This window comes from Campylobacter sp. Cr9 (assembly GCF_020138295.1).
GTDB lineage: Bacteria > Campylobacterota > Campylobacteria > Campylobacterales > Campylobacteraceae > Campylobacter_E.
Genome location: NZ_JACGBH010000007.1, coordinates 36,703 through 59,602, shown reverse-complemented (window position 1 = coordinate 59,602; position 22,900 = coordinate 36,703). Strand labels below are relative to the sequence as shown.

Annotated in this window: 18 protein-coding genes; 2 read left to right on the top strand and 16 right to left on the bottom strand. The window is 29.8% G+C overall.

Going from position 1 to position 22,900, the window contains the following annotated elements; all coding sequences use genetic code 11:
- Positions 1–491 precede the first annotated feature (491 nt).
- The 10 genes from citF to prfB are packed head-to-tail and all read right to left on the bottom strand — an operon-like array spanning position 492 to position 8,311.
- A complete protein-coding gene (citF, locus tag AVANS14531_RS04675; protein WP_239817096.1) occupies positions 492–2,030 on the bottom strand; it encodes a citrate lyase subunit alpha in 1,539 nt (512 codons plus the stop codon).
- Positions 2,030–2,923, bottom strand: a complete 894-nt coding sequence (locus tag AVANS14531_RS04670; RefSeq protein ID WP_336611498.1) for an aldolase/citrate lyase family protein — start codon at positions 2,921–2,923, stop codon at positions 2,030–2,032. Before AVANS14531_RS04670 ends, citF begins: the two co-directional genes overlap by 1 nt.
- Positions 2,917–3,207, bottom strand: coding sequence for a citrate lyase acyl carrier protein (citD, locus tag AVANS14531_RS04665; RefSeq protein WP_239817098.1), 291 nt, complete (start codon positions 3,205–3,207; stop codon positions 2,917–2,919). The genes AVANS14531_RS04670 and citD overlap by 7 nt, the downstream gene beginning before the upstream one ends.
- 56 nt (positions 3,208–3,263) lie before the next feature.
- Positions 3,264–4,262, bottom strand: a complete 999-nt coding sequence (citC, locus tag AVANS14531_RS04660) for a [citrate (pro-3S)-lyase] ligase (protein ID WP_239817099.1) — start codon at positions 4,260–4,262, stop codon at positions 3,264–3,266.
- Positions 4,262–5,173, bottom strand: a complete 912-nt coding sequence (locus AVANS14531_RS04655; protein ID WP_336611497.1) for an SDR family NAD(P)-dependent oxidoreductase — start codon at positions 5,171–5,173, stop codon at positions 4,262–4,264. Before AVANS14531_RS04655 ends, citC begins: the two co-directional genes overlap by 1 nt.
- Positions 5,174–5,182: 9 nt before the next feature.
- Positions 5,183–5,980 (bottom strand): DnaJ domain-containing protein, encoded by a 798-nt coding sequence (locus AVANS14531_RS04650; protein WP_336611496.1) that lies wholly within the window; start codon positions 5,978–5,980, stop codon positions 5,183–5,185.
- Positions 5,977–6,411, bottom strand: a complete 435-nt coding sequence (locus AVANS14531_RS04645) for a TM2 domain-containing protein (RefSeq protein WP_336611495.1) — start codon at positions 6,409–6,411, stop codon at positions 5,977–5,979. Before AVANS14531_RS04645 ends, AVANS14531_RS04650 begins: the two co-directional genes overlap by 4 nt.
- Positions 6,412–6,437: 26 nt before the next feature.
- Entirely contained in the window at positions 6,438–6,887 is a 450-nt protein-coding gene (locus AVANS14531_RS04640) for an NINE protein (RefSeq protein ID WP_239817103.1), read from the bottom strand.
- A 10-nt stretch (positions 6,888–6,897) separates the two neighbouring features.
- Positions 6,898–7,215, bottom strand: a complete 318-nt coding sequence (locus AVANS14531_RS04635; RefSeq protein WP_336611494.1) for an NINE protein — start codon at positions 7,213–7,215, stop codon at positions 6,898–6,900.
- Positions 7,208–8,311 (bottom strand): peptide chain release factor 2, encoded by a 1,104-nt coding sequence (gene prfB / locus AVANS14531_RS04630; RefSeq protein WP_239817105.1) that lies wholly within the window; start codon positions 8,309–8,311, stop codon positions 7,208–7,210. The genes AVANS14531_RS04635 and prfB overlap by 8 nt, the downstream gene beginning before the upstream one ends.
- An 82-nt stretch (positions 8,312–8,393) precedes the next feature.
- On the opposite strand from prfB, the gene rimO reads away from it, so the two are divergent.
- On the top strand, positions 8,394–9,707 hold the full coding sequence (gene rimO / locus AVANS14531_RS04625; RefSeq protein ID WP_336611493.1) for a 30S ribosomal protein S12 methylthiotransferase RimO: 1,314 nt from the start codon (positions 8,394–8,396) through the stop codon (positions 9,705–9,707).
- Positions 9,697–10,701 carry a tRNA lysidine(34) synthetase TilS gene (gene tilS, locus AVANS14531_RS04620; RefSeq protein WP_336611492.1) on the top strand — a complete coding sequence of 335 codons (1,005 nt, stop codon included), beginning with the start codon at positions 9,697–9,699 and terminating at the stop codon, positions 10,699–10,701. The genes rimO and tilS overlap by 11 nt, the downstream gene beginning before the upstream one ends.
- Before the next feature lie 368 nt (positions 10,702–11,069).
- On the opposite strand, the gene AVANS14531_RS04615 is transcribed toward tilS, so the two are convergent.
- The 6 genes from AVANS14531_RS04615 to AVANS14531_RS04590 all read right to left on the bottom strand — a co-directional run bounded on the left by AVANS14531_RS04615 (position 11,070) and on the right by AVANS14531_RS04590 (position 22,651).
- The gene (locus AVANS14531_RS04615) at positions 11,070–11,228 is read right to left on the bottom strand and encodes a YbdD/YjiX family protein (protein WP_336611491.1); all 159 of its coding nucleotides are present in this window, start codon (positions 11,226–11,228) and stop codon (positions 11,070–11,072) included.
- Positions 11,209–13,293 (bottom strand): carbon starvation CstA family protein, encoded by a 2,085-nt coding sequence (locus AVANS14531_RS04610; protein WP_336611490.1) that lies wholly within the window; start codon positions 13,291–13,293, stop codon positions 11,209–11,211. Before AVANS14531_RS04610 ends, AVANS14531_RS04615 begins: the two co-directional genes overlap by 20 nt.
- Before the next feature lie 164 nt (positions 13,294–13,457).
- Positions 13,458–17,201 carry an autotransporter outer membrane beta-barrel domain-containing protein gene (locus AVANS14531_RS04605; protein WP_336611489.1) on the bottom strand — a complete coding sequence of 1,248 codons (3,744 nt, stop codon included), beginning with the start codon at positions 17,199–17,201 and terminating at the stop codon, positions 13,458–13,460.
- Positions 17,202–17,349: 148 nt separating this feature from the next.
- Complete coding sequence (carB, locus tag AVANS14531_RS04600) at positions 17,350–20,511, bottom strand: carbamoyl-phosphate synthase large subunit (protein ID WP_336611488.1); 3,162 nt, start codon at positions 20,509–20,511, stop codon at positions 17,350–17,352.
- Entirely contained in the window at positions 20,512–21,774 is a 1,263-nt protein-coding gene (locus tag AVANS14531_RS04595) for a dihydroorotase (protein WP_336611487.1), read from the bottom strand. It abuts the gene before it with no gap.
- A 1-nt stretch (position 21,775) separates the two neighbouring features.
- Positions 21,776–22,651 (bottom strand): aspartate carbamoyltransferase catalytic subunit, encoded by an 876-nt coding sequence (locus AVANS14531_RS04590; protein ID WP_336611486.1) that lies wholly within the window; start codon positions 22,649–22,651, stop codon positions 21,776–21,778.
- Between the last annotated feature and the right edge of the window lie 249 nt (positions 22,652–22,900).

Here is a 22,900-nt window from a genome sequence, read left to right as displayed (position 1 = left end):
GTTTAAGCAAAAGCAATTGATAATTATTATAAGTTCGGAACAAAAATCCTAAATCCTAAATCCTAAATCCTAAATCCTAAAATCTAAAATCTAAAATCTAAAATCTAAAATCTAAAATCTAAATAATTCAAACAAAAGTTATAAAAGAAAAAATATAAAAGAATTTGCAATAGGAATTTAAAAACAATATTTAACCTTAAAAAACCAAAATCTTATTTTACTTTGATATAAACTGGCATTATTTTTAAATTTTAAAAATTGTCTTACAGTGCTTAAAACAATTTAAAAGCTAATTCCTAATTCAAATTCTTTTATTTTAAGCTTTAAAATCTTGCACAAATTGATTAGAATAATTTATGTGATTTACTTTAATAAATATCAAAAACCTTAATAAATCACACATTTTTCAACATTAAGATTTTTAATTTGATTGTTTATTCCTATTTCAAATTCTAAAAATTACCAAAGGAATTTGAAATAGGATTTTAAAATTATAAAGATTTATAAATTACGTCTAAAACGCTGCCATCACGATATTCTACAACGCCTACGATTTCATCACCAAATTTTATGCTAGCAGGCTTGCCTGTTATATTTTCTGCCATTTCTTTTAATTCTTCTATGGTGTATAGCTTAATACCAGCTTTTGTAAAGTTTTCTATCAAATCAGTTCTTTTTGGATTTACAGCAATTCCATAATCCGTGCAAACCACATCAACATTTGCTCCTGGGGTGCAAACCGTGCTAACACTATCTACAATGATAGGAATTCTAGCACGAATCAATGGAGCTAATATCATTGAAATTTTTGCACCTTCTGCTGTATCTTGGTGTCCGCCTATTGCTTGATTTATCACTCCTGTTGAAGTTGTAATAACATTTACGTTAAAGCTAGTATCAATTTCTAAAGCTCCTAACATTACAAAATCAAGCTGATTTACTGCTGGTGTTACTAGATTTGGGTTTGCATAAAATGAAGCTGAAATCTCATAATGCTTAGGATTTTTTGCAAGTGAGCTTACTGCATCTAAATCAAAGCTTTGAGTATCAAAAAGTGCATCCATTAAACCACTTTCATGCAAATCAACTAAAGCCCCTGTAATCCCACCTAAGCCTAAACTTGCCTTTACATTATGTTTAATCATCTCATCTTTTAAAAGCTTTGTAACAGCTAAGCTAGCACCTGCAGCTCCTGTTTGAAAGCTAAAGCCATTTTTAAATAAACCTGAAGCTAAAATACATTTTAAAGCATTTTGAGCGATTAAAATATCTCTTGGATTATCATTAAAGCGAATTGCACCTGAAACTATTCCTTTTGGATCTCCGATACTTTCAATCTCGCAAACATAATCAACCATAGTTTGGTCAATACTTGCAGGAAGATTTATTCCATCAACCAAATTATCAGTAATTGCAACAACTTTATTTGCATACATAGCATCAACTTTAGCATAACCTAAACTTCCACAAGCTGATTTTCCTGTGTAGCCATTGATATTGCCGAATTTATCGCAACTTGGAGCTCCTATGAATGCTACATCAATTTTAAGCGAACCATCTTCAATAGCTCTTGCACGGCCTCCATGTGAGCGAATAATTACAGGAGTTTTTAAACCACCTTGAGAAATGAATGAACCTAATGGATCTCTTAAGCCACTTGTTTGTAAGCTTGTAACAACGCCATTTTTAATATGCTCTATTAAAGGTTTATGGCAAGTTGAAAGCGAACTTGCAGCCACGCAAATATTTTTAATACCAAGTTTAGCAATCTCATCTAAAACTAGATTTACTATATAATCGCCACTTCTAAAGTGATGATGAAAGCTTATTGTCATACCATCTTTAAGCCCTGATTTAATTATCGCATCTTTTAAATCTTGTGTGATTTTATCTTGCTTTTTGCCAACTCTAATTGCTGCACCGATTTTACGCTCTTTAGGTTGTTTTAACTCCCCACTATATACAACTACATCTTTATAATTTTCTATTTTATTTGGGATTTTTCTATTTACTGCGTTTAATTTAAACATTAAAACTCCTCCTTATAAAGCCCGCTAGCTTTTGCTAGTTCAATTACTCTTAAAGCTCTTATAATTATTGGTCTATCAACCATTTTTCCATCTACTGAAATTACTCCGATATTATTCTTTTCAGCTTCTTTAGCTGCATTTACAACTTTTATTGCGTTTATTATTTCTTTTTCTTTTGGAGCATAAATATCATGAACTATTTTGATTTGACTTGGATGAACTACTGATTTTCCATCAAATCCTAAATCTTTAATAAATTGCACTTCTTCAGCAAAAGCAGCCTTATCTTTAATATCTGAAAAAACGGTATCAAAGCAATATAAATCATTACTTCTTGCAGCATGAACGATTTGCTCTCTTGCATAATAAAGCTCCATTGCGTGCTTGCTTCTAGTTGTTTTTAGATTTGTTACATAATCTTCAGCACCTAAAGCAATCCCCATTAATCTATCACTAGCCTTTGCAATCTCGCAAGCATTAATTACCCCACTAGCACTCTCAATTGCTGCTAGGATTAGTGTTTTTTTAGGACGATTTAATTTATATTCAATTTCGCTTATTAATTCATCTACTTCTTTTACTTCGTTTGCGTTATCGGTTTTTGGAAGTCTAATAACATCAACCCCTGCACTAACCATAGCAATCACATCATCTCTTCCATAAGGAGAATTAAGAGCATTTATTCTAACTACTACTTCTGTTGTGCCATAATTAATCTTTTTTAGAGTTTCATAAGTTAGCATTCTAGCAGCGTCTTTTGCTGAAATACTTACAGCATCTTCTAAGTCAATCATAATTGAATCACTTCCATAAATATGTGCATCAATTAGCTTAGCAGGTGCATTGCCTGGTAAGAACATCATACTTCTTCTTAATCTATCTTTATTTAGCATAATTCATTCTCCCAATTATAATCTTTTAAACTAGCTCTAAAAATTGCAGTTTTAAGCCTTGCACGGATTACTAAATCAAGCGCTCCTTTATCTTCAATCTTAATTGTTGCGTTTTTTACTTCGTATTCATCTAAGATTTCATTAACACTTTTTAAAATATCTTCGCCAAATTGTTTATAAACACTTGAATTTAGCTCAATCTTTCTTCCAACATTTGCTGGACTTATACTAATTAAAACATCGCCTGATTCAAGCGAACCTGCACTAGCAACGGTTGTAATCATCAAATCTCCTAATTAATTAAATTTTTTAAGTTTTGTTTTATTATTGCAAAGATAACTTAATTTTTAGTTATTAAATTATTTTTTAAATATTCATAAGTTGAATTTGTGCAGAGCAATTGTAACTCTTCATTATTTAAATAATCCTTATCATTTAAAATAATTTTCCTAATTCTACTAGCACTTACTACTTCATTATTAATTTCAAGTCTTGGCACTTCGCAAAATCCTATTTCAAATTCTTTTAAAATTTCTTTTGCTTTTTCATTATAATCATTTGTAATTTTATCGTTTGGCTCACTTCCAAAAAATCTAATGTTTATCCCTAAAATAGGCGCTATTTTTGTAGCAAATAAAGTTATATCAAGTCTTGAATAAACTTCATTTATATCAGCACTATCTTTTAAAAAATATGTAGGAAATGTAGCTTTTGAGATTATGTAATTTTTGCTTTCGTGAATTATTATATTTTTATATTCTTTTAGCTCGTTTTTAGCAATCTGTATTCTTGCATCAGTGCTAAACATACTTAAATCTTCACTTAAAATAAATATATGTAAAATATCGCATTGCTTTAAAGCTTCTTTTATTAAATACAAATGCCCCTTACTCATAGGATTTAAATTCATTACAATTGCACCTATTTTATTAGCTTTTTTGTAATGCTTTTCTAAATCAAATTTATACTTTTCGTAATTTAGCTTAGTATTTTCAAAAAGAGCAATATCAGGAGTTTTGCATAATAAATAAAGCCCTAAATTTGAAAATATCTTAGCATTACATGGCTTTGTAAATATAAAATATTCATTTATATTAAGCTCTCTTAATTTATCAGCAATTTGGCTAAGCAGTGTTGCACTAAAATTATTGCCTTGCAAAGATTTATCAATGGCAATACATTTTACTATATTGCCACTTATACAAGCGCAAGCTTTTATCTCGTCGTTTTCTTCATAAACTAAAGCGTATTCTATATCTTCTTCATATCTTAAATCAAATTCTTTTAAAAATTTTATTAAATTTTCTTTTTCATACTTTAGTAATAAATATCTAAACATTAAAACCTAGCTTCATGCTCTAATTGATTTTTACAAATATCTTCAATAGAATACTCTAATTCATACTCTAAATAATTGCAAAATTTTTCTTCATGCTTATGCTCATTTTTTAAAGCTATTGTTATATTTATGTCTTTTTTGCTTAGCTTTTCTATTAAAGCTACTAATTCTTTTACGCTTATACTTTCTTTACTTGCAATTGTGGTGCATATATTTTGTCTTTTTTCGTGCAATTCATTAGCAATTTTTAGATTAATATTTACAACATCATCAATATGAACGAAATGATAATTCTCATCATAAATAAAATCACGACCTAATTCAGCTTTTCCGCAAGCAAGCCTTGCAACATTTTTAATTATTGAATAATGCTCGAATTCTCCTAAAAATATCTTAGAATAATATCCAGCGATATTGCAATATCTTAAAATTGCATAAGAAAAATCAGGATTAGTATTCGCATAATCACGAATCATATTTTCTGCTAAAATCTTTGTTTTAACATAAGCATCATTTGTATTCTCTAAGCCTATTTTTGCAAATATACTTGATGGATAGATTAAATTATTAATCTTATGCTTTTTCATAACCTTTAAAACTTTAAAAAGATTTATGATATTGTTTTCATAAAATGTTAGATTGTCTTTTTTGCTAAAGTTTTCATTAGTGCTTGCTGCAAAATGAAAAACCATATCTATTTTAAATCTACTTACAACATCTTCTAAAGCATTGCCATTTGAAATATCAACTTCATAAAAATCTATTTCATAATATTTTTTAATATTTTTAATAGCTTTTTTATTTTTTCCACTTAAATTATCAATTCCAATAACCTTATGACCAGCTTCTAAAAACCTAGTTGCAGTAGCTGAACCAATATATCCTGCAACTCCTGTTATTAATACAACCACTTATCTTCCTTAACTCAATTTTTCTTTTAAAATTTCATAAGCTTCATTTATTTCATGAAACTTTTCTATACCTGCTCTTAATTCATCTTCACTAAGATTTTTTGTATTTAGTATATCAGGATGATATTTTTTCGCAAGTCTTCTATATGCTGCTTTTACTTCTACTAAGCTTGCATTTGGACTTAATTCTAAGACCTTATAAGGGTCTTTTATACTTTGCTTATTTTTTCGCGTATTGTTACCAAAATTAATAAATTGTGCAAATTCATTTGAAACTTCAAAAATTTCTGCAATCTCTTTTAAGGCTGAAATCTTTCTTTCGCTAAAGCCATCAATACTCGCACAAAAAAGTAAGCTTTGCATAATATTTAGCTTTTCATGTTTATTAAGAGTGAAATTATTTTTAAGTTCTTGTGCTACAAGTTTGTAATTTTCTGGATTTTCTTTAGCATCTTTAAAAACTTGTTTTAATCTTTCACGCTCAACTAAATTATATGAATTTTTATCTAGTATTAGCTTTATAAACTCAGCTTCTTTAGGAGATATTACGCCGTCTAGCTTTGCAATCTTTGCAATTAAAGCTACTAAATATTCAGCATATCCGCCTTTCATTTGACTAAATTGATTGTTTAAAATATTTCCTTTGAAGAAAAATGGTAGCAATATCGCTCCAATAAGCCCTAAAATAGCAGTTATAATAGTGCCAATTGCAATAGCAAAAAATGAAAAGATAGTTCTAATAATACCTTTACCAGTAATAAATCCAATAATGCCTAAAATTATTATTAATATTAAAAATATATTCAATTTTCATCCTTTATTACACTTAAAATCTTTTGAAAATTATCATTTTTTATACCACGATAAACTAAAAATACATCAAAATAAATAAAAAAATTAATAAGTACCCATAATGCAAGGCAAGATAAGACTATCAAATCAGCATTTTCATTACTCTCAACGCCACGCCCAAAAAGCATAGCAAGTCCTTGAAATGCAATAAATAAAAAATATGAAATTACACCACCTAACAATCTAATAATTCCTAAAAGTATATTACCTTTATAAAATCTATCAACTCCAAAACTTCCAAGAAATATCCCTAAAATTAATGCCATTTTAGGAGATTTTAAATTAAGCATAAAAAGAGCATTATTATTCAAATTTTTATCTTCTAAGCTTAGTATTTGTTTAGTATTTAAATATGTTTTTAAATACAAAGCTTGATATTCTTTCATTAATAAATCCTATTTCAAATTCCACATCAAATTACCATCAAAATCTTTTGAAAATTATCCTTTTTAATCCCACGATAGACTAAAAATAAATCACAAACGATATAAATCATAAACAAAAACCATATACCAAAACAATACAAAATGATTGTATCTATTTCTTGCTCTAAATTAGGTGGCGCAGGCGGTGCATCTGGTGCAGCATATACAATAACACTCAAAGCACTTAAAAAAGCAGTAAATAAAGCAGCATGAGAGATAAAAGACAAAATAAGCTTAATAATTCCTAAAAATATATCGCCTTTATAAAATCTATCAACCCCAAAAACACCAAAAAATATTCCTAATATCACCCCTATTTTTGGAGATTTTAGGTTAAGTGCTAATAAAATCTTTTTATCTAAATTCTTATCTTTTAAACTCACTAAATCATTAGATTTTATCTTGCCTAACAAATATACTAATTCGCTCTCTTGCATAAATTTTCCTTCAAATTACCATCAAAATCTTTTGAAAATTATCCTTTTTAATCCCATGATAAACTAAAAATAAATCTAAAAGCCACCAAATACCAAATGTTATCAAATTTACAAAAATTTTGATAATTCCTAAAAATATATCGCCTTTATAAAATCTATCAACCCCAAGTACTCCTAAAAATAATCCTAAAACAAGCCCTGTTAAAGGGCTTTTTAAATCAAGTAAGCATATCTTGGAAAAATCTGCATTATCTTTAGTGCTTAATATAAATAAATCTTCTTCGCTAATCTTATCTTTTAAAGCAAGCAAAGCTATTTCTTTATTCATTATCGCCCTTTTGTGCAATTAAAACGCCTTCTATCATTTTTTTAATATCGCCATCAAGTATCGCATCAACTTGACTAAATGCTTCATTGCTTCTAGCGTCTTTTACTTGCTGATAAGGAGCTAAAACATAAGAGCGAATTTGATGTCCGAAACTATTTTCACCAACTCCTCCTGTATCTTTGCCATCATTTAATTTCTCCATTTCAAGCTCATAAAGTCTTGAGCGAAGCATTTTATAAGCTGTGGCTTTGTTTTTATGCTGACTTCTATCGTTTTGACATTGAACTACAATTCCTGTTGGAATATGAGTAATTCTTACAGCACTCTCTGTCTTATTTACATGTTGTCCGCCCGCACCACTTGCTCTATAATAATCAATTCTTATATCTTTTTCTTCAATTTCAATTTCTATATCATCATCAATTTCAGGTGCAACGATTACGCTACAAAAACTAGTATGGCGTCTTGCATTGCTATCAAATGGGCTAATTCTTACAAGTCTATGAACTCCGTGTTCAGCCTTAAAATATCCGTAAGCATTAAGCCCACGAGCAACAAAGCTAACATCTTTTATCCCTGCTTCATCACCTTCTTGGTAATCAAGTGTTTCAACCTTAAAGCCTTCTCTTTCACAAAATCTTAAATACATTCTATAAACTATACTAGCCCAATCGTTACTCTCTGTTCCGCCTGCTCCTGGGTGAATATTAATAATTGCGTTTTTAGAATCATTTTCTCCACTTAAAAGCATTGAAATCTCAAGACTTTTTATAGTATCTTCAAGAGTTTGGCTATCAGCATATAAAGCTTCTAATGTGTCTATATCATTTTCTTTACAAGCTAATTCAAATAATTCAATTGTGCCTATTAATTCACTATAAGCAATCTCGTATTTTGAAACTAATTGATTTAGTTTTGTTTTTTCTTTTCCAAGTTCTGCAGCTTTTTTGGCTTGAGACCATAGTTCTGGATTTTCTTGTTCTTTTTCTATTTCTTGTAGTCTTTTTTTTGCTTCGTTTGGTTTTATGATTTTTTCTATATTTTCTAATTTTATTCTTAGTTCTTTTAGTAATTCGCCGAATTCATAAGTATCCAAAATTTACTCCGTAATTGTAATTTTAAAGGCAAATCTTAGCTAAAATTTATTAAGATAATAGCTTTTTTTAAAGGAATTTTTAATGAAATTATTTTTACAAAGTTTAGGCTGTAATAAAAATCTAGTAGATAGTGAAATCATGCTAGGGCGTTTAAAAGAATACGAAATTACAAACGAAGCTAGCGAAGCTGATGTTTTGATAGTAAATACCTGTGGCTTTATAAAAAGTGCAAAAATTGAGAGTATAAATGCGATTTTAGAACTTCACGAAATTAGAAAAAAAGATTCAATTTTGGTTGTTACAGGCTGCTTGATGCAACGCTATAAAGATGAATTAGTAAAAGAATTACCTGAAGTTGATTTATTTGCAGGGGTTAGCGAATATGAAAAAATTGATGAGCTAATTGCAAATCGTGAAAGTAGATTTAGAGATTTTGTATATTTACAAGACGCAAACGCTAAAAGAGTTATAACAGGCTCAAATACTCACGCATATATTAAAATCGCTGAAGGCTGTAATCAAAAATGTAGCTTTTGTGCAATTCCTAGCTTTAAAGGTAAGTTAAAATCACGCAGTGTTCTTGACGTAGCAAAAGAAGTAAAAGGACTTGTTGAGAAAGGCTATTATGATTTTTCTTTCATTGCTCAAGATACAAGCTCTTATTTAAAGGATTTAAATATTAGCGATGGTTTAGAGAAATTAATAGATGAAATTGAAAAAATAAAAGGCGTTAAAGCTGCAAGAATTTTATATCTATATCCAAGCTCACTAAAGCCAAGTTTAATTGCTAAAATCATTGATTCAAAAGTATTTGTAAATTATTTTGATATGCCACTTCAGCATTCAAGCAATAATTTGCTAAAGATTATGAAGCGTGGATATGATAAGGCTAAGGCAATTAGCTTTTTAGAACAAATGAGAAAAGCTCCTAATAGCTTTTTAAGAACTGGCTTTATCGTAGGACACCCAGGTGAGAGTGAAGAAGATTTTAATGATTTATGTGAGTTTATAAAAGAATTTGATTTTGATAGAATTAGCGTATTTGCATATTCAAAAGAAGAAGACACAGCAGCTTACGAAATGCCACAAATTCACGCAAATACAATAAAAGCAAGACTTAAAAAAATTGAAAAAATAGTAGATGAAAAGATAAATCAAAGTTTTGCAAAAATGCTAAATCAAGAAATCATAGCAAGTTGTTTGGGTGAATCTAGCGAAGGAGAGTTTTTCATAGGTGCTAAGCCACTTTTATTTGATAGAGATATTGATGGAGAAATACTAATAAACGAAAGCGAAGTGCAAGATTTAAAAGTGGGCGATTTAATAGTTTGTAAAATTACGCAAGTAAATGAAAAAACATTAATCGCAACAGCTCTAAGACGCTATGAAAATTGATTTTTTAGACGAGCTAAAAGGCAAAAAAAACCTTTTAGCCTTTTCTCATGGCACTGATAGCACGGCACTTTTTTATGCTTTGTTAGATAATTGCGAGTTTGATTTGTGCTTAGTAAATTATCACACAAGAATAAATTCAGATGAAGAAGAAGAAAAAGCTAGAAATTTAGCTAAAAAATACGGAAAAAACATTTATATAAAACACGCAAATCTAGCACAAAATAATTTTGAAAATAATGCTAGAAATTATAGATATGAGTTCTTTGATGAGCTTATGTGTAATTATGATAATTTAATAATAGCTCATAATCTAAATGATAGATTTGAATGGTTTTTAATGCAATTTGCAAAAGGTGCAGGACTTTGTAATTTGCTTGGCTTTAATGGTATTGATAATAGAAAAAATTATAAAATTATTCGCCCATTAATAAATGTCAGCAAAGATGAAATCATGCAATATTTAGAGCAAAACAAATATGAATATTTTCAAGATGAAAGCAATTTTGATACTAAATATAAAAGAAATGAAATAAGATTAAAATACGCAAATGAATTCATAAATAGCTATTCAAATGGCGTTAAAAACACTCTAAATTATTTAGAAAACGATAAAAGCAAAATATGTAAAGATGCATTTTCATATAAAGGTATTTATTTTTGTTTAAACGAAAACGCAATAGATAAAGCAATCAAAAAACTAGGTTTTATAAGCTCAACAAAGCAAAAAATAGAATTAAAAAATCTTTTGGCTAAAAACAACGAAGCTGAGCTTTATTTTGGGAGAAATTGCGTTTGTGTTTGTGTTTATAAAGGTTATTTTTTGGTATTTTTAAAAGCGATTTTTAAACTAAGCAAAAATCAAAAAGAAATGTTTAGAATAGCAAAAGTGCCTAAAAATCTTAGATTTTTTCTAGCTTTACACAATATTAGTTTAAGTGAATTATCAAATAATTTAAAATTTAAGAATTTAAAACAGGAATTTGAAATTATCTAAAATCTAAAAAATTGTTTAAAAAAAAACAACTTAATTCAAACAAAACTACACTCAAATTCCTATTTCAAATTCTTTAAATTTTCAATGTAATTTCTAAACAAATTCAAAAAGAATTTGAAATAGGAATTTCATTTTTCTTAAAAAAGGTTTTTTGGAATTTTTATAATACTTTTTATAAAAAGGAGCAAGAAAACAACTTCGCAATTTAAATCCTTCTCCTTTCCCCTAAAATAATTTAAAAAAATAATCACTAAAAAAATTGAAATTCCTATTTTAAATTCCAAAAACTTAAACTTGATAACTCTAAATGTAAGTAAAAATTGCTAATAAAGATAATTTGTATTAGCTAAACTAGCTACTTATCTTTATCAGCATTTTGTTTTACGCTTGCTGGTTTGCTCTATGAAAAACTCCTTTTTACTTAAAGGAGTTTTATCAGGGTGCATTTTTTTAAAATGCTCTAAATATTTTTCATAATCAGGCGCACCAGCTAAAGCGTAAAAGAACTCACGAAGCTGCTTTTTCATATACCACTTCTTTTAATGGTATAGAAAATCTACCTGTATAGCTTTCTCTTAAAATCATTACAAACTTAAGCCCAACGATAATTGTAACTAACAAGAAAAATATAGTTAAAATTGCATTTACAACGTTTGAATTTGCAATTTGCTTAGCTTTTGCTAGTTCTTTTGCTGTTGCTTCGCTTGTATCTCCTGCATTAATTTTTGCCATTAAATCATCTGCTTTAGCAAAATTTATTTGAACTGTTGCAACGTGAGAAATAGAATTAGCGATTTTGCTTTCACTTTGTGGCATAATTTTTGCAATTCCTGCTGTAAATGTTGTAGAGATTACAAAAAGTGCAGGCAAGATTATCGCTAAAATATACTTTCTTTTTCCCATTTTAATAAACACTGAAGCACATAAAAACATAGCAACCACTGCTAAAAGCTGATTTGATACACCAAATAGCGACCAAAGTGAGTAAATCCCACCAAGTGGGTCAATCGCTCCGCCATATAAGAACCAGCCCCAACCAGCAACGCAAATAATAGTTGCAAATATATTTGCTCCTAAATTGCTTGTATTTGCAAGTGGCTTATAAATATTTCCTAACATATCTTGAACCATAAATCTACAAGTTCTAGTTCCTGCATCAACTGCTGTTAAGATAAATAAAGCTTCAAATAAAATCGCGAAGTGATACCAAAACGCCATCATTTCTTTTCCACCGATTAATTCGTGAATGATTAATGATAAGCCAATTGCAAATGTAGGTGCTCCACCCGTTCTACTTAAAACACTAGCTTCTCCTATGTCATTTGCAAGATTTTGTATATCAGCAGGTGTTACGCTAAAGCCCCAAGCACTAATGGTAGCAGCTGCACTTTCAAGCGTAGTGCCTATAATTGCAGGTGCTGAGTTTATTGCAAAATATACTCCAGGCTGCAAGATACAAGCAGCAATAAGAGCCATTATTGCAACAGCACTTTCCATTAGCATTGAACCATAGCCTACCATTTTTGCCTGAGATTCGTTTTCTAGCATTTTTGGACTTGTTCCACTAGAAATTAATGCGTGAAAGCCTGAAATCGCCCCACAAGCAATATTTATAAATAAAAATGGAAATAATCCACCAGCAAAAACCGGACCTGTGCCATCAACGAATTTTGTAACCTTAGCCATTTTAATCTCAGGTAAAACTAAAACAACGCAAGCAGCCATTATCACAATAACACCGATTTTTAAGAAAGTTGATAAATAATCTCTAGGTGCTAGCAAAAACCAAACAGGTAAAATTGCAGCAATCATTCCATAACCCATCATTATAAAGCTAAGTTCAAGAACGCTAAAATCAAAATGTCTCGCTAATTCTGGGTCATTTGCTACAACTTTACCAAAATAAAGTGCAAGCATAAGTAAAACAAAGCCTATTATACTAGCTTCTCCAACAGCACCTGGGCGAATAAATCTCATATAAATTCCCATAAATATCGCAATAGGAATTGTTGAAGCTATCGTAAATGTTCCCCAAGGAGAGTGAGCTAAAGCTTTTACAACAACCATTGCCAAAATTGCAATGATAATTAACATAATCAAAAAAATTCCTAGCATAGAAATAGCGCCTACGAAATTACCCATTTCATCTTTTATCATTTCACCAAGGCTCTTTCCACCTCTTCTACTAGATACAAAAAGCACCACAAAATCATGCACGCTACCTACTAAAACACCGCCTATTAAAATCCATAAAACACTAGGCAAGTATCCCATTTGAGCTGCTAGAATTGGTCCAACAAGTGGTCCAGCTCCTGCAATTGCTGCAAAGTGATGACCGAATAATACATATTTGTTTGTAGGAACATAGTCTTTTCCATCATTTAATGCAACAGCAGGAGTAATCCTACTAGCATCAACACCGCAAAGTTTAGTTTCAACAAACAAAGCATAAAATCTATAGCCGATTGTATAAATACAAACAGCAGCTATAACAATCCAAGCAGCATTTATGCTCTCGCCGTTATTTAGTGCAATAACGCCCATACAAAACGCTCCAAGGATAGCAATAGCAACCCATAAAAGCTTTTTCATAGCTTCTCCTTAAAAAGAAATTAAAACCTAAATCTAATTAAAAATCGTAAATAATCATCATTTTTAATACTAAAATTAATAGCATGAATAAGTATTGTGTAGATTGTAAAATAGGAATTTTGTAATTCCTATTTCAAATTCTTTAAATATTTAAGACAAATATTTTAAAAGCTATGTCTTACTCCTAGATTAAATCTATAATCATTATTAAAGTTTCCATAAAAATCCTTAGTAAAATCAAACTTTATATTTGTAAAATCACTTGCTTTATAATCAATTCCAGCTGATGTTTTTAGCCTAAAATCCTTTTCGCCGTGTCTTTGCACTATCACATAATCATCTTCTATTTCTACATAAGGACTTGTGCTTAAATCTTTTTCTATTGTTAAGCTTGTATAAAAGTCTATTTTATCGTTTTGATAACCTACTTTAAAGCTTGGCAAAATACTAAATAATGATTTTTTAAATCTCGTAACTTCTGTTATGTCTTCTTTAAATTTCATTGAAGGCATATAAGCATAATTAAGCCCAAAAGATGGCTCTACATAAAGCTTTTCACCATACTTAAAGCCTATCGCTGCACTTGCTAAAAATATATTACTCTTATTACTCATAGTAGTAAATGCGCTTTCTTCTACATCGCTTTTTGCACCTGTAATTGCAGCTAAAAAGTCTAAATATAAGCCATTGTGATAAATTGCGCTCGTATAAAATCCCGCACTTTTTGAATCAATACTAGCTTTTATAGTCTTACTTACATCTACTTGCATAGTATTTGCATATAGACCAAAATATAAATCATTATTAGAATTTTCAAATTTCTTATCAATTCCAAAGCTTAAGCCTTTGTATTTTAAATCACTTAAATTTGTGCTAGCCTTACCAGCATACGCATCATACCAAAACCCTAAACCATGAGATAAGTCTTTAATCCCTACTAATCTTTGTTTGCTAGAGTTTAAAACAAGATTTTTGATATATTCATCTAAGCTTGCGATTTCATCTATTGCATTGCCCTTTTCTTCATCTAAACCTTCAAAAATAAGCCCTACTTCTTCATCGTATTTTAAGATAACATCACTTGCAGTTGTGTTTTTAATCTCTTCATAAACTTCATTAACATTAGTATCTTTTGGAGATGTTCCTGCATTTGCATTACCATTTGCAATAATTGCTGCGTTAAAGCTCTCATCTGTGCCATTTGCAACGCCTTCTACATTGCCTTCATTAAGCTCTCCCATATCATCGCCGTGTATCGTGCTACCTACTAACCATGCGTGATATACTTTGCCATCTTGTGTTACAAACTTTTTGTAATGCTCCATATTTTCATTAAATGAATATGTATTAGTTCCCCTAATATATGAAAGCTTAAAATAATCCTTGCTAAGTGCATTTGCTCTTGTAATATCACTTTCTTTTACGATGGCAACAGGAACTAAGCCTTTAGTAAGACCTAAAATATTAGTATTATTAATCCTAATATTATTATTAGCTCCACTAGCACTATTTCTAGCAATTACAGCCCCACTAAAGCTCTCATAAAGTGTAGTATCAATTCCACCACCTAAAAGATAATAATTAGTATCATTAGATACTAAATCATTCGTAGCAAACTGCCCTACTAAATGAGAATTAGCAGTATTTACAGCATTTGCTCTAATACCGCCTTTGTTTGACATATCATTTAAAATATAAGTTCCACTTGTAATAGTTGGTTTATAGATATTTGCAGGATTTTTTATAGGAGTTTCTTTATTACCTAATAAATAAGCCATTGTATTAGTATTCTTAATCTCTGCATTATTCATTAAAAAATTATAAGCATTTACTTCCATTCCATCGATTATTGCGCTCCCGTCTGCTCTTAAATCGTGATTATTTAATTCTATTAAGCCTGTGCCTGTGAAATTAAGATTTTTTGCGTTAATATCAGCAAAGGTATTTGATTTACTTGCATATAAAGTATCTTCTACATTTAAAGTATCTAAAAATGTATTATCATCAGCCCAAGCATTGCCTTTACTTGTAAAATCCTTTGTAAAGATATTATTTATATTATCATCGCCAAATTCTCCCACACTAACACTTGCATTAAAGATATTGCCCTTATTACCTATACCTAAAAACTTCGTATCAGTATCAATCTCTGCATTAATTATTGAATCATTCGTGATTTTAAGTAGCTTTGCTCCTGCTTGATTTGTGATTTTGCCACCTATTGTTGAATTATCTATATTTAAAGTATCGCTAAAATCAAGATTGCCATTTATATTGCTATTTTTATCTATATTTATAATGTTTGCACTTGCGTTATAATCACTTGTAGTATTGCTAAGATTTATTGTATTTGCTTCTAGTTTATTTGAAACTCTATTAATTAAAGTTGTATCGCTTATATTTATAATATTTGCTTTTACATTTTTATACCCTGTATCTTTACTAGAGTTAAAAATACCCCCCCCCGCTACTTCTACATCGTTTTTGAAATTAAATATATCAGCATTTAATTCATTTGTGGTTGTTAGCTTTCCAATAAATGTTACATTCTGGCTATCTTTTGAGATATTTTCAATGTAAGCTGTGCCTACTTCGGTATCTTTTAGCGTTGCATTTATTGTGTGAATATTCACACTTTTTGAATTACTTAAAGTTATATCATTAGCTGTAATTAGCCCAGTTGAAACTCTCATATTATCTAAGTTTGCCTTAGTGGCAGTTATTTTACCATTTATCGCACCATCACTTAAAACTACATTTGAAGCTTTTATATCTGAGTTTTCTTTTAGAGTAAATTTATCTAATTCTACATCTTTTATACTTACTCCATCAGCTGTTTTGATATCTAGCTCAATTTCTCCTTTGTTTTTTATAATAGTTGAACTAGGGCCAAATTGAAATACAATAGTGCTAGTGAGTTTATTTAAATTGCTTGTAATTGTTGCTTGAACCTTTGTAGGACTTGCATTTGGTTTAAAATCCATAGAGTCCGGATCCATATGCATACTTTGTATGATAAATTCTCCTTGGCTATTATCATTTACCTTCATATTAGTATGCTCGCCTGCTTGTATAATTAGTTGTGAATTTGGTATCATTGTTGCATGGTTTAGATTAATAGTAGCATTATTTGTATTAGCACTTATTATGTTTTGAAACCCTATATTAATTACACTATTAGTTATATTTCCGCTAATAAATTCTATAACACCAAAATCTTTACTATTAAAAGTAGAATTATTAGCATTTATATTATTCATTCTAGAACCATTTTTAATTAAATTAAAAATTGAATTACTTATAGTTTTTCCACTTGCATCTATGTTACAACCTCCAAAATCGCACTCATAATTAAAACTTACATAATCCATATTAGATAAAGTATTTAAAGGTACAGCATCTGTTATAGTTAAGTTCAAAAGCTTATCTTTACTACCTTGTAATTTCCCATCCGAATTAGAAAAATAATCAATATTTAAATCTCCACTAAATACAGCTTCTGCTTGTAAATCTAAAGCATTTACATTAGTAGTCCCGCTAGCTGTTACATTACTATTTGAGATACTTAATTTATCTATCTTATTTAATATAGAATTATTATGAGTAAAACTTCCTTTTATATTAGAACCATTGCTAATAGTAATATTATTTCCTACAAAACTTGAGCCTTCAGTAGAAGTTGTTTTATCAAGCTTTATACTATCAGCTGTCATTTTAGTACCATTAATAGTTGAATTTTTAATATCCAAATCTTTCGCAGTTATATTATGGGTAATATTGTAATCATCTAGTGGATAATAAACATTACTATCTACATAATCTGCTGATGTATTATTTGCATGAGTAACAGCCATTAAACTCTGAGTAGCCATTAAAACACATAAAGATAATTTAATTTTCTTATTCATTTTTTTCCTTGTTTTTTTGTATAAAAAATTTGCATTATATTTTTAAAATTAAACAAAACTTAATCATAAATAAAACTATAAATATTGTTTAAATAATTAAATAAAACTCTAATTCCTGTTTTAAATTCTTAAAACAGGAAATTAAAATTTATAAAGAATAAATATTTAAGCTTATTTCCTCTAAAGCCTTTAAATAAGCTTTTGCAATATCAAGATTTGTAAAACTTGCGACCTTACTCTCACTTGCAGCTCTTCTTATTTTAAAGCCATCGCTAAGGCTAGATTTTGCATCGCTTGGAGTGTTAATTACTAGCGAAATTTGCTTATTTACAAGCTTTGTAATTATCTCATCACTTTCGCTAAGCCTATCAACCTTGCTTACTTTTACGCCATTTGTAGCAAAATAATTTGCTGTATTTAAAGTAGCTAATATTTCATATCCTAAAGCGCTAAAACCACGAGCTAATTCTAAAGCTTCAGGCTTATTTTTATCATCAATGCTAAATAAAACCTTGCTATATTCTTTAATGCTAATTCCACTAGCTAATAAGCCTTTAAATATAGCTTTATTAGGACTTACACTTGCTCCTAAAACTTCTCCTGTGCTTTTCATCTCAGGGCCTAAAATAGTATCAACTAAAGCAAGTTTAGAAAATGAAAAAACAGGAACTTTTACATAATACATACCCTTTACTTCTTCGTATTCTTTACTAATGCCTAATTCTTTTAAGCCCTTTCCTAAAGCAACTTTAAGAGCTATATTTGCTAGATTTTTATTTAAAACCTTGCTTAAAAATGGCAATGTTCTTGATGCTCTAGGATTTACTTCTAATACATAAAGCTCGTTTTCATAATATACGAATTGTATATTTAAAAGACCTTTGATTTTTAAAGCAATTGCAAGCTTTTTAGCATAATCAATAATCTTAGCCTTTACCTCATCGTTTATACTAATACTTGGAGTTATTGCTGTGCTATCTCCACTATGCACTCCTGCTCTTTCAATATGTTCTAAAATACTTGGTATATAGACATTTTCTCCATCGCATATTAAATCAATCTCTAGCTCTTTTCCACATAAATATTTATCTATTAATATAGGTTTATCTTGGCTAATTTCGGTGGCATTTTGCATATATTTTTTAAGTTCTTCATCGTTAAATACTATTTGCATAGCTCTTCCGCCTAATACAAACGACGGGCGAACTAGCACAGGATAACCTATCAAATTAGCATTTTTAAGAGCTTCATCAACACTAATTGCTGTAATTCCTTTTGGTTGATTTAAACCTAAATCACTCATTAATTTTTCAAATAATTTTCTATCTTCAGCCGTATTTATACTATCTAAACTAGTTCCTAAAATCTTAACCCCATTCGCTTCTAAAAACTCAGCTAAATTAATAGCAGTTTGTCCGCCAAAACTAACAATTACTCCTAAAGGTTTTTCAATATTAATAATTTCTAAAACTTCTTCATTGCTTAAAGGCTCAAAATAAAGCTTATTAGCCACACTATAATCAGTTGATAAAGTTTCAGGATTATTATTAATTATGATTGCTTCATAGCCCATTTCTTTAATAGCCCAAATAGCATGAACGCTAGAATAATCAAACTCAATTCCTTGCCCTATTCTAATAGGACCACTGCCTAAAACTATTATTTTTTGATTTTTGCTGATTTCATTTGTATCTTTAAAATCATTATAAGTTGAATAAAAACTCGGGATTTTATTTTTATAATCAATCGGCTGAACGCATTTATAAATAGGTCTTATGTTGTTTTTAGCCCTTAATTCATAAACTTCTTTTTGGCTACATTGCCAACGATGAGCGATGATTTTATCAGCTAGGCCTAATTTTTTAGCTTTTTTTAAAGCCTCTATATCAAATCTTTTTTCTTTTAATTCATGCTCTGTATCAATAATTTGCTTAAAAGTTTCAATGAATAATCTTTGTATTTTTGTAAGGCTCATAATCTCATCAACGCTAATTCCTCGCCTTAAAGCCTCACCTATAAAAAATATTCTCTCATCTCCTGCTTTACTTAAACGCTTTTTGATTTTTTCATCTGAATAAGTTTCGCCATCTTTTAGCCCTAAATGACAAATACCATATTCAAGCGATTTAATAGCCTTTAAAATACTTTCTGCTAAGCTAGTTCCAAGCCCCATTACTTCGCCTGTTGCTTTCATTTGCGTGCCTAAATATCTATTAGCATCTTTAAACTTATCAAAGGCAAATCTAGGAGCTTTCGTTACAACATAATCTAAGTTTGGCTTATATTCAAGATAGCTTAAGCCACTTGCTTCGTTTTTAATCTCATCTAAAGTTTTACCAAGTGCAATTTTTGCAGCAATTTTTGCAATAGGAAAAGAAGTTGCCTTGCTAGCTAATGCACTTGAGCGTGATACTCTAGGATTTACTTCAATTATATAATAATCATTTGTATTAGGATTTAGTGCAATTTGAACATTACAACCACCCTCAATCTTTAAAGCTTTTATTAGTTTTAAAGCTACATTTATCATTTTTTGTTTAATTTCAGGACTAAGTGTTTGAGTTGGTGCAACCACAAGCGAATCGCCTGTATGAATGCCAACTGGGTCTATATTTTCCATATCACAAATTAAAATCGCTTGATCTTTTCTATCTCTTATAACTTCATATTCAAGCTCTATGAATCCTGCTATTGATTTTTCTATTAAACACTGATTTGTAGGTGAATATGTTAAGCCTTCTTGAGTAATTTTTCTAAGTTCAGCTTCATTTTCGCATATTCCACCACCTGTTCCACCCATTGTAAACGCAGGGCGAACTACGACAGGATAGCCACATTCTTTTGCAAATGAAATTGCACTTAAAGTATCATTTACTATTACACTAGGTGGAACTGGCTCATTTAATTCATTCATTAAATTTCTAAATAATTCTCTATCTTCAGCCTTATTAATTGTCTCTAAACTTGAGCCTAAAACCTTGATATCAAATTCTTTTAACACTCCGGCTTTATCTAATTCTATCGCCATATTAAGTGCAACTTGTCCGCCTAAGGTTGCTAAGATTGCATCAGGACGAGTTTTTTTAATAACCTTTGTTACAAATTCTAAAGTAATTGGCTCTATATAAATCTCATCTGCAATATTTTTATCAGTCATTATGGTGGCTGGATTTGAGTTTATTAAAATTACTCTTTTTCCTTCTTCTTTAAGCGACAAACAAGCTTGAGTTCCTGCATAATCAAACTCAGCAGCTTGACCTATAATAATCGGACCACTTCCTATTACTAAAATTGATTTAATCTCTTTCATTTATTCTCCTTTATAAATTATTTTTCCATCACAAATTGTTAGCATTACTTTTGAGCTTAAAACTTCACCTAAATAAGGTGTGTTTTTGCCAAGACTTATAATTTCGCTTTCTTTTAATTCCCAAGTTTTTTCTAAATCTATCACAACAATATCAGCCCTAGAGCCAACTTTTAGCTCTCCTGCGTTTTCTAAATTAAAGATTTTTTTAGGATTTAGGCTAAATGCGTTTAAGATAGTTTTTAGGCTTACTAAATTCGTCTTAACTAGCTTTGTATAAAGCAGCGAAAATGCAAACTCGCTTCCTATAATTCCAAAATACGCTTTAGAAAATCCACCTTGCTTTTCATCTTTTGAATGTGGAGCATGATCGGTTGCGATTACTTCAATTATGCCTTCATTTAAAGCTTTTATTAGATAATCTTTATCATCTTTACTTCTTAAAGGTGGGTTCATTTTCCACATTCCATTATCTTCTTTTATATCTTCATCGCAAGATATTAAATGATGTGGGGTTACTTCGCAGCTTATATTTACACCTAAGCTCTTACCAAGTTCAACCATTTTTACGCTTTCTTTTGCACTTATGTGGCATACATGATAATTTGAATTAGTCTCTTTACAAAGTAGCATATCTCTTGCAACTTGAACGCTTTCGCTTGAGCTTGAAATTCCTTTTATACCTAGCTTTTTTGCTTGTAAGCCATCGTGCATAAAACCACCTTCTACTAAGTCTAAATCCTCGCAATGTGCAATTACATATTTATTAAGCTTAGCACATTCTATCATTGCATCTTTCATAATTTTTGCATTTGCAACGCCTCTTCCATCATCACTAAATGCAAATACAAAAGGTGCTAATTCACTAAAATTAACTAAGCTTTGCCCCTTTTCTTCAAGTGTAATTGCTCCGTATGGTAAGACTTTCATGCAAGAATCTTTTTTAATAAGTTCTAATTCCTGATTTAAATTCTCTAAGCTATCAGGCACAGGCTTTAGGTTTGGCATAGCGCAAGCTGTGGTAATTCCACCTTTTGCATTTGCTAATGAGCCTGTTTTAATTGTCTCTTTGTGTGAATATCCTGGCTCTCTTAGATGCTGATGAATATCAACAAAACCTGCACTAACAAGCCTACCTTTAACATCAATTACTTCGCCACAATAATTAATATTAGGAGCGATTTTTACAATCTTTTCATTTTCAATTAAAATATCTGTATTAATAAATTCATTATCAATAAACGCATTGCAATTTTTAAGAAGCATTTTAAATCCTTTCATAAACATAATCTAATATTGCCATTCTGGCAAATACACCATTACTCATTTGTGTAAAAATCCTTGATTTAGGACACTCAACCAAACAACTATCAATCTCTACATCTCTATTAATTGGTGCTGGATGAAGAATGATTGCATTCTCTTTTAGCATTTTGTATTTATCCATTGTAAGGGCGAATGAATTTCTGTATTTAGCTAAATCAAGTTCGTTTTTATCGTGTCTTTCGTGCTGAATGCGAAGTAGCATGCAAACATCAATTTCGTTAATTATTTCATCAAGTTTGTAATAATCTTTATATTCTAAATCTTGATAAATAGGCGGTGCTACTAAAAACACTTTAGCTCCAAGTCGCTCAAGCGCATCTTTGTTTGACCTTGCTACACGAGAGTTTTTAATATCTCCAACGATAGCAATTTTTAAACCTTCAAAAGTATTAAATTGTTCGTAGATTGTCATAAGATCAAGCAAACATTGAGATGGATGTGCTCCACTGCCATCACCTGCATTGATGATTTTTGCATTAAGATTTTTTAATTCATCAAAATAATTATTTTGTTTATGCCTAATTACTAAAACGCTAGTTCCAAGACTTTCAAAAGTCTTGCAAGTATCATATAAACTCTCGCCTTTATTGATACTTGAACTTGCTGCAGAAAAATTAAGCACTCTAAAGCCAAGCTTAAGCTCGGCAACTTCAAAACTAGTCCTTGTTCTTGTAGAATCTTCAAAAAATAAATTAGCTATGATTTTATTTTCATAAGTTTTAAAAAAACCATCGTTATTTTTATAATAAAGTGCTTTTTTGATTAACTTATAAAAATCATCATTGCTAAGAGTTCTTGTTGTTAAATAATCACGCATTTTTTTCCTCCCACGAGAGTAAGGCCTAACCGCTAAAATGTGACTAAAATATAAAGGGGAAATTGTGTAATTTGAAGTTCAAAAAAATCTGTCAATAATACTAATATAAACTTAAATTAAAATAAATTTTAAAGAATTTGAAATAGGAATTTGGATTTTTTAAAACTCAATTTCCGAATTCAAATTCCTTTTGAATTTGCTTGGAAATTACATTGAAAAATTAAAGAATTTGAAATAGGAATTTCAAAT

Coding starts and splice junctions, on each gene's coding strand:
- citF (WP_239817096.1), bottom strand. CDS start 2,030: ATGTTTAAATTAAACGCAGTAAATAGAAAAATCCCAAATAAAATAGAA.
- AVANS14531_RS04670 (WP_336611498.1), bottom strand. CDS start 2,923: ATGCTAAATAAAGATAGATTAAGAAGAAGTATGATGTTCTTACCAGGC.
- citD (WP_239817098.1), bottom strand. CDS start 3,207: ATGATTACAACCGTTGCTAGTGCAGGTTCGCTTGAATCAGGCGATGTT.
- citC (WP_239817099.1), bottom strand. CDS start 4,262: ATGTTTAGATATTTATTACTAAAGTATGAAAAAGAAAATTTAATAAAA.
- AVANS14531_RS04645 (WP_336611495.1), bottom strand. CDS start 6,411: ATGAAAGAATATCAAGCTTTGTATTTAAAAACATATTTAAATACTAAA.
- AVANS14531_RS04640 (WP_239817103.1), bottom strand. CDS start 6,887: ATGCAAGAGAGCGAATTAGTATATTTGTTAGGCAAGATAAAATCTAAT.
- AVANS14531_RS04635 (WP_336611494.1), bottom strand. CDS start 7,215: ATGAATAAAGAAATAGCTTTGCTTGCTTTAAAAGATAAGATTAGCGAA.
- rimO (WP_336611493.1), top strand. CDS start 8,394: ATGAAATTATTTTTACAAAGTTTAGGCTGTAATAAAAATCTAGTAGAT.
- tilS (WP_336611492.1), top strand. CDS start 9,697: ATGAAAATTGATTTTTTAGACGAGCTAAAAGGCAAAAAAAACCTTTTA.
- AVANS14531_RS04615 (WP_336611491.1), bottom strand. CDS start 11,228: ATGAAAAAGCAGCTTCGTGAGTTCTTTTACGCTTTAGCTGGTGCGCCT.
- AVANS14531_RS04610 (WP_336611490.1), bottom strand. CDS start 13,293: ATGAAAAAGCTTTTATGGGTTGCTATTGCTATCCTTGGAGCGTTTTGT.
- AVANS14531_RS04605 (WP_336611489.1), bottom strand. CDS start 17,201: ATGAATAAGAAAATTAAATTATCTTTATGTGTTTTAATGGCTACTCAG.
- carB (WP_336611488.1), bottom strand. CDS start 20,511: ATGAAAGAGATTAAATCAATTTTAGTAATAGGAAGTGGTCCGATTATT.
- AVANS14531_RS04595 (WP_336611487.1), bottom strand. CDS start 21,774: ATGCTTCTTAAAAATTGCAATGCGTTTATTGATAATGAATTTATTAAT.
- AVANS14531_RS04590 (WP_336611486.1), bottom strand. CDS start 22,651: ATGCGTGATTATTTAACAACAAGAACTCTTAGCAATGATGATTTTTAT.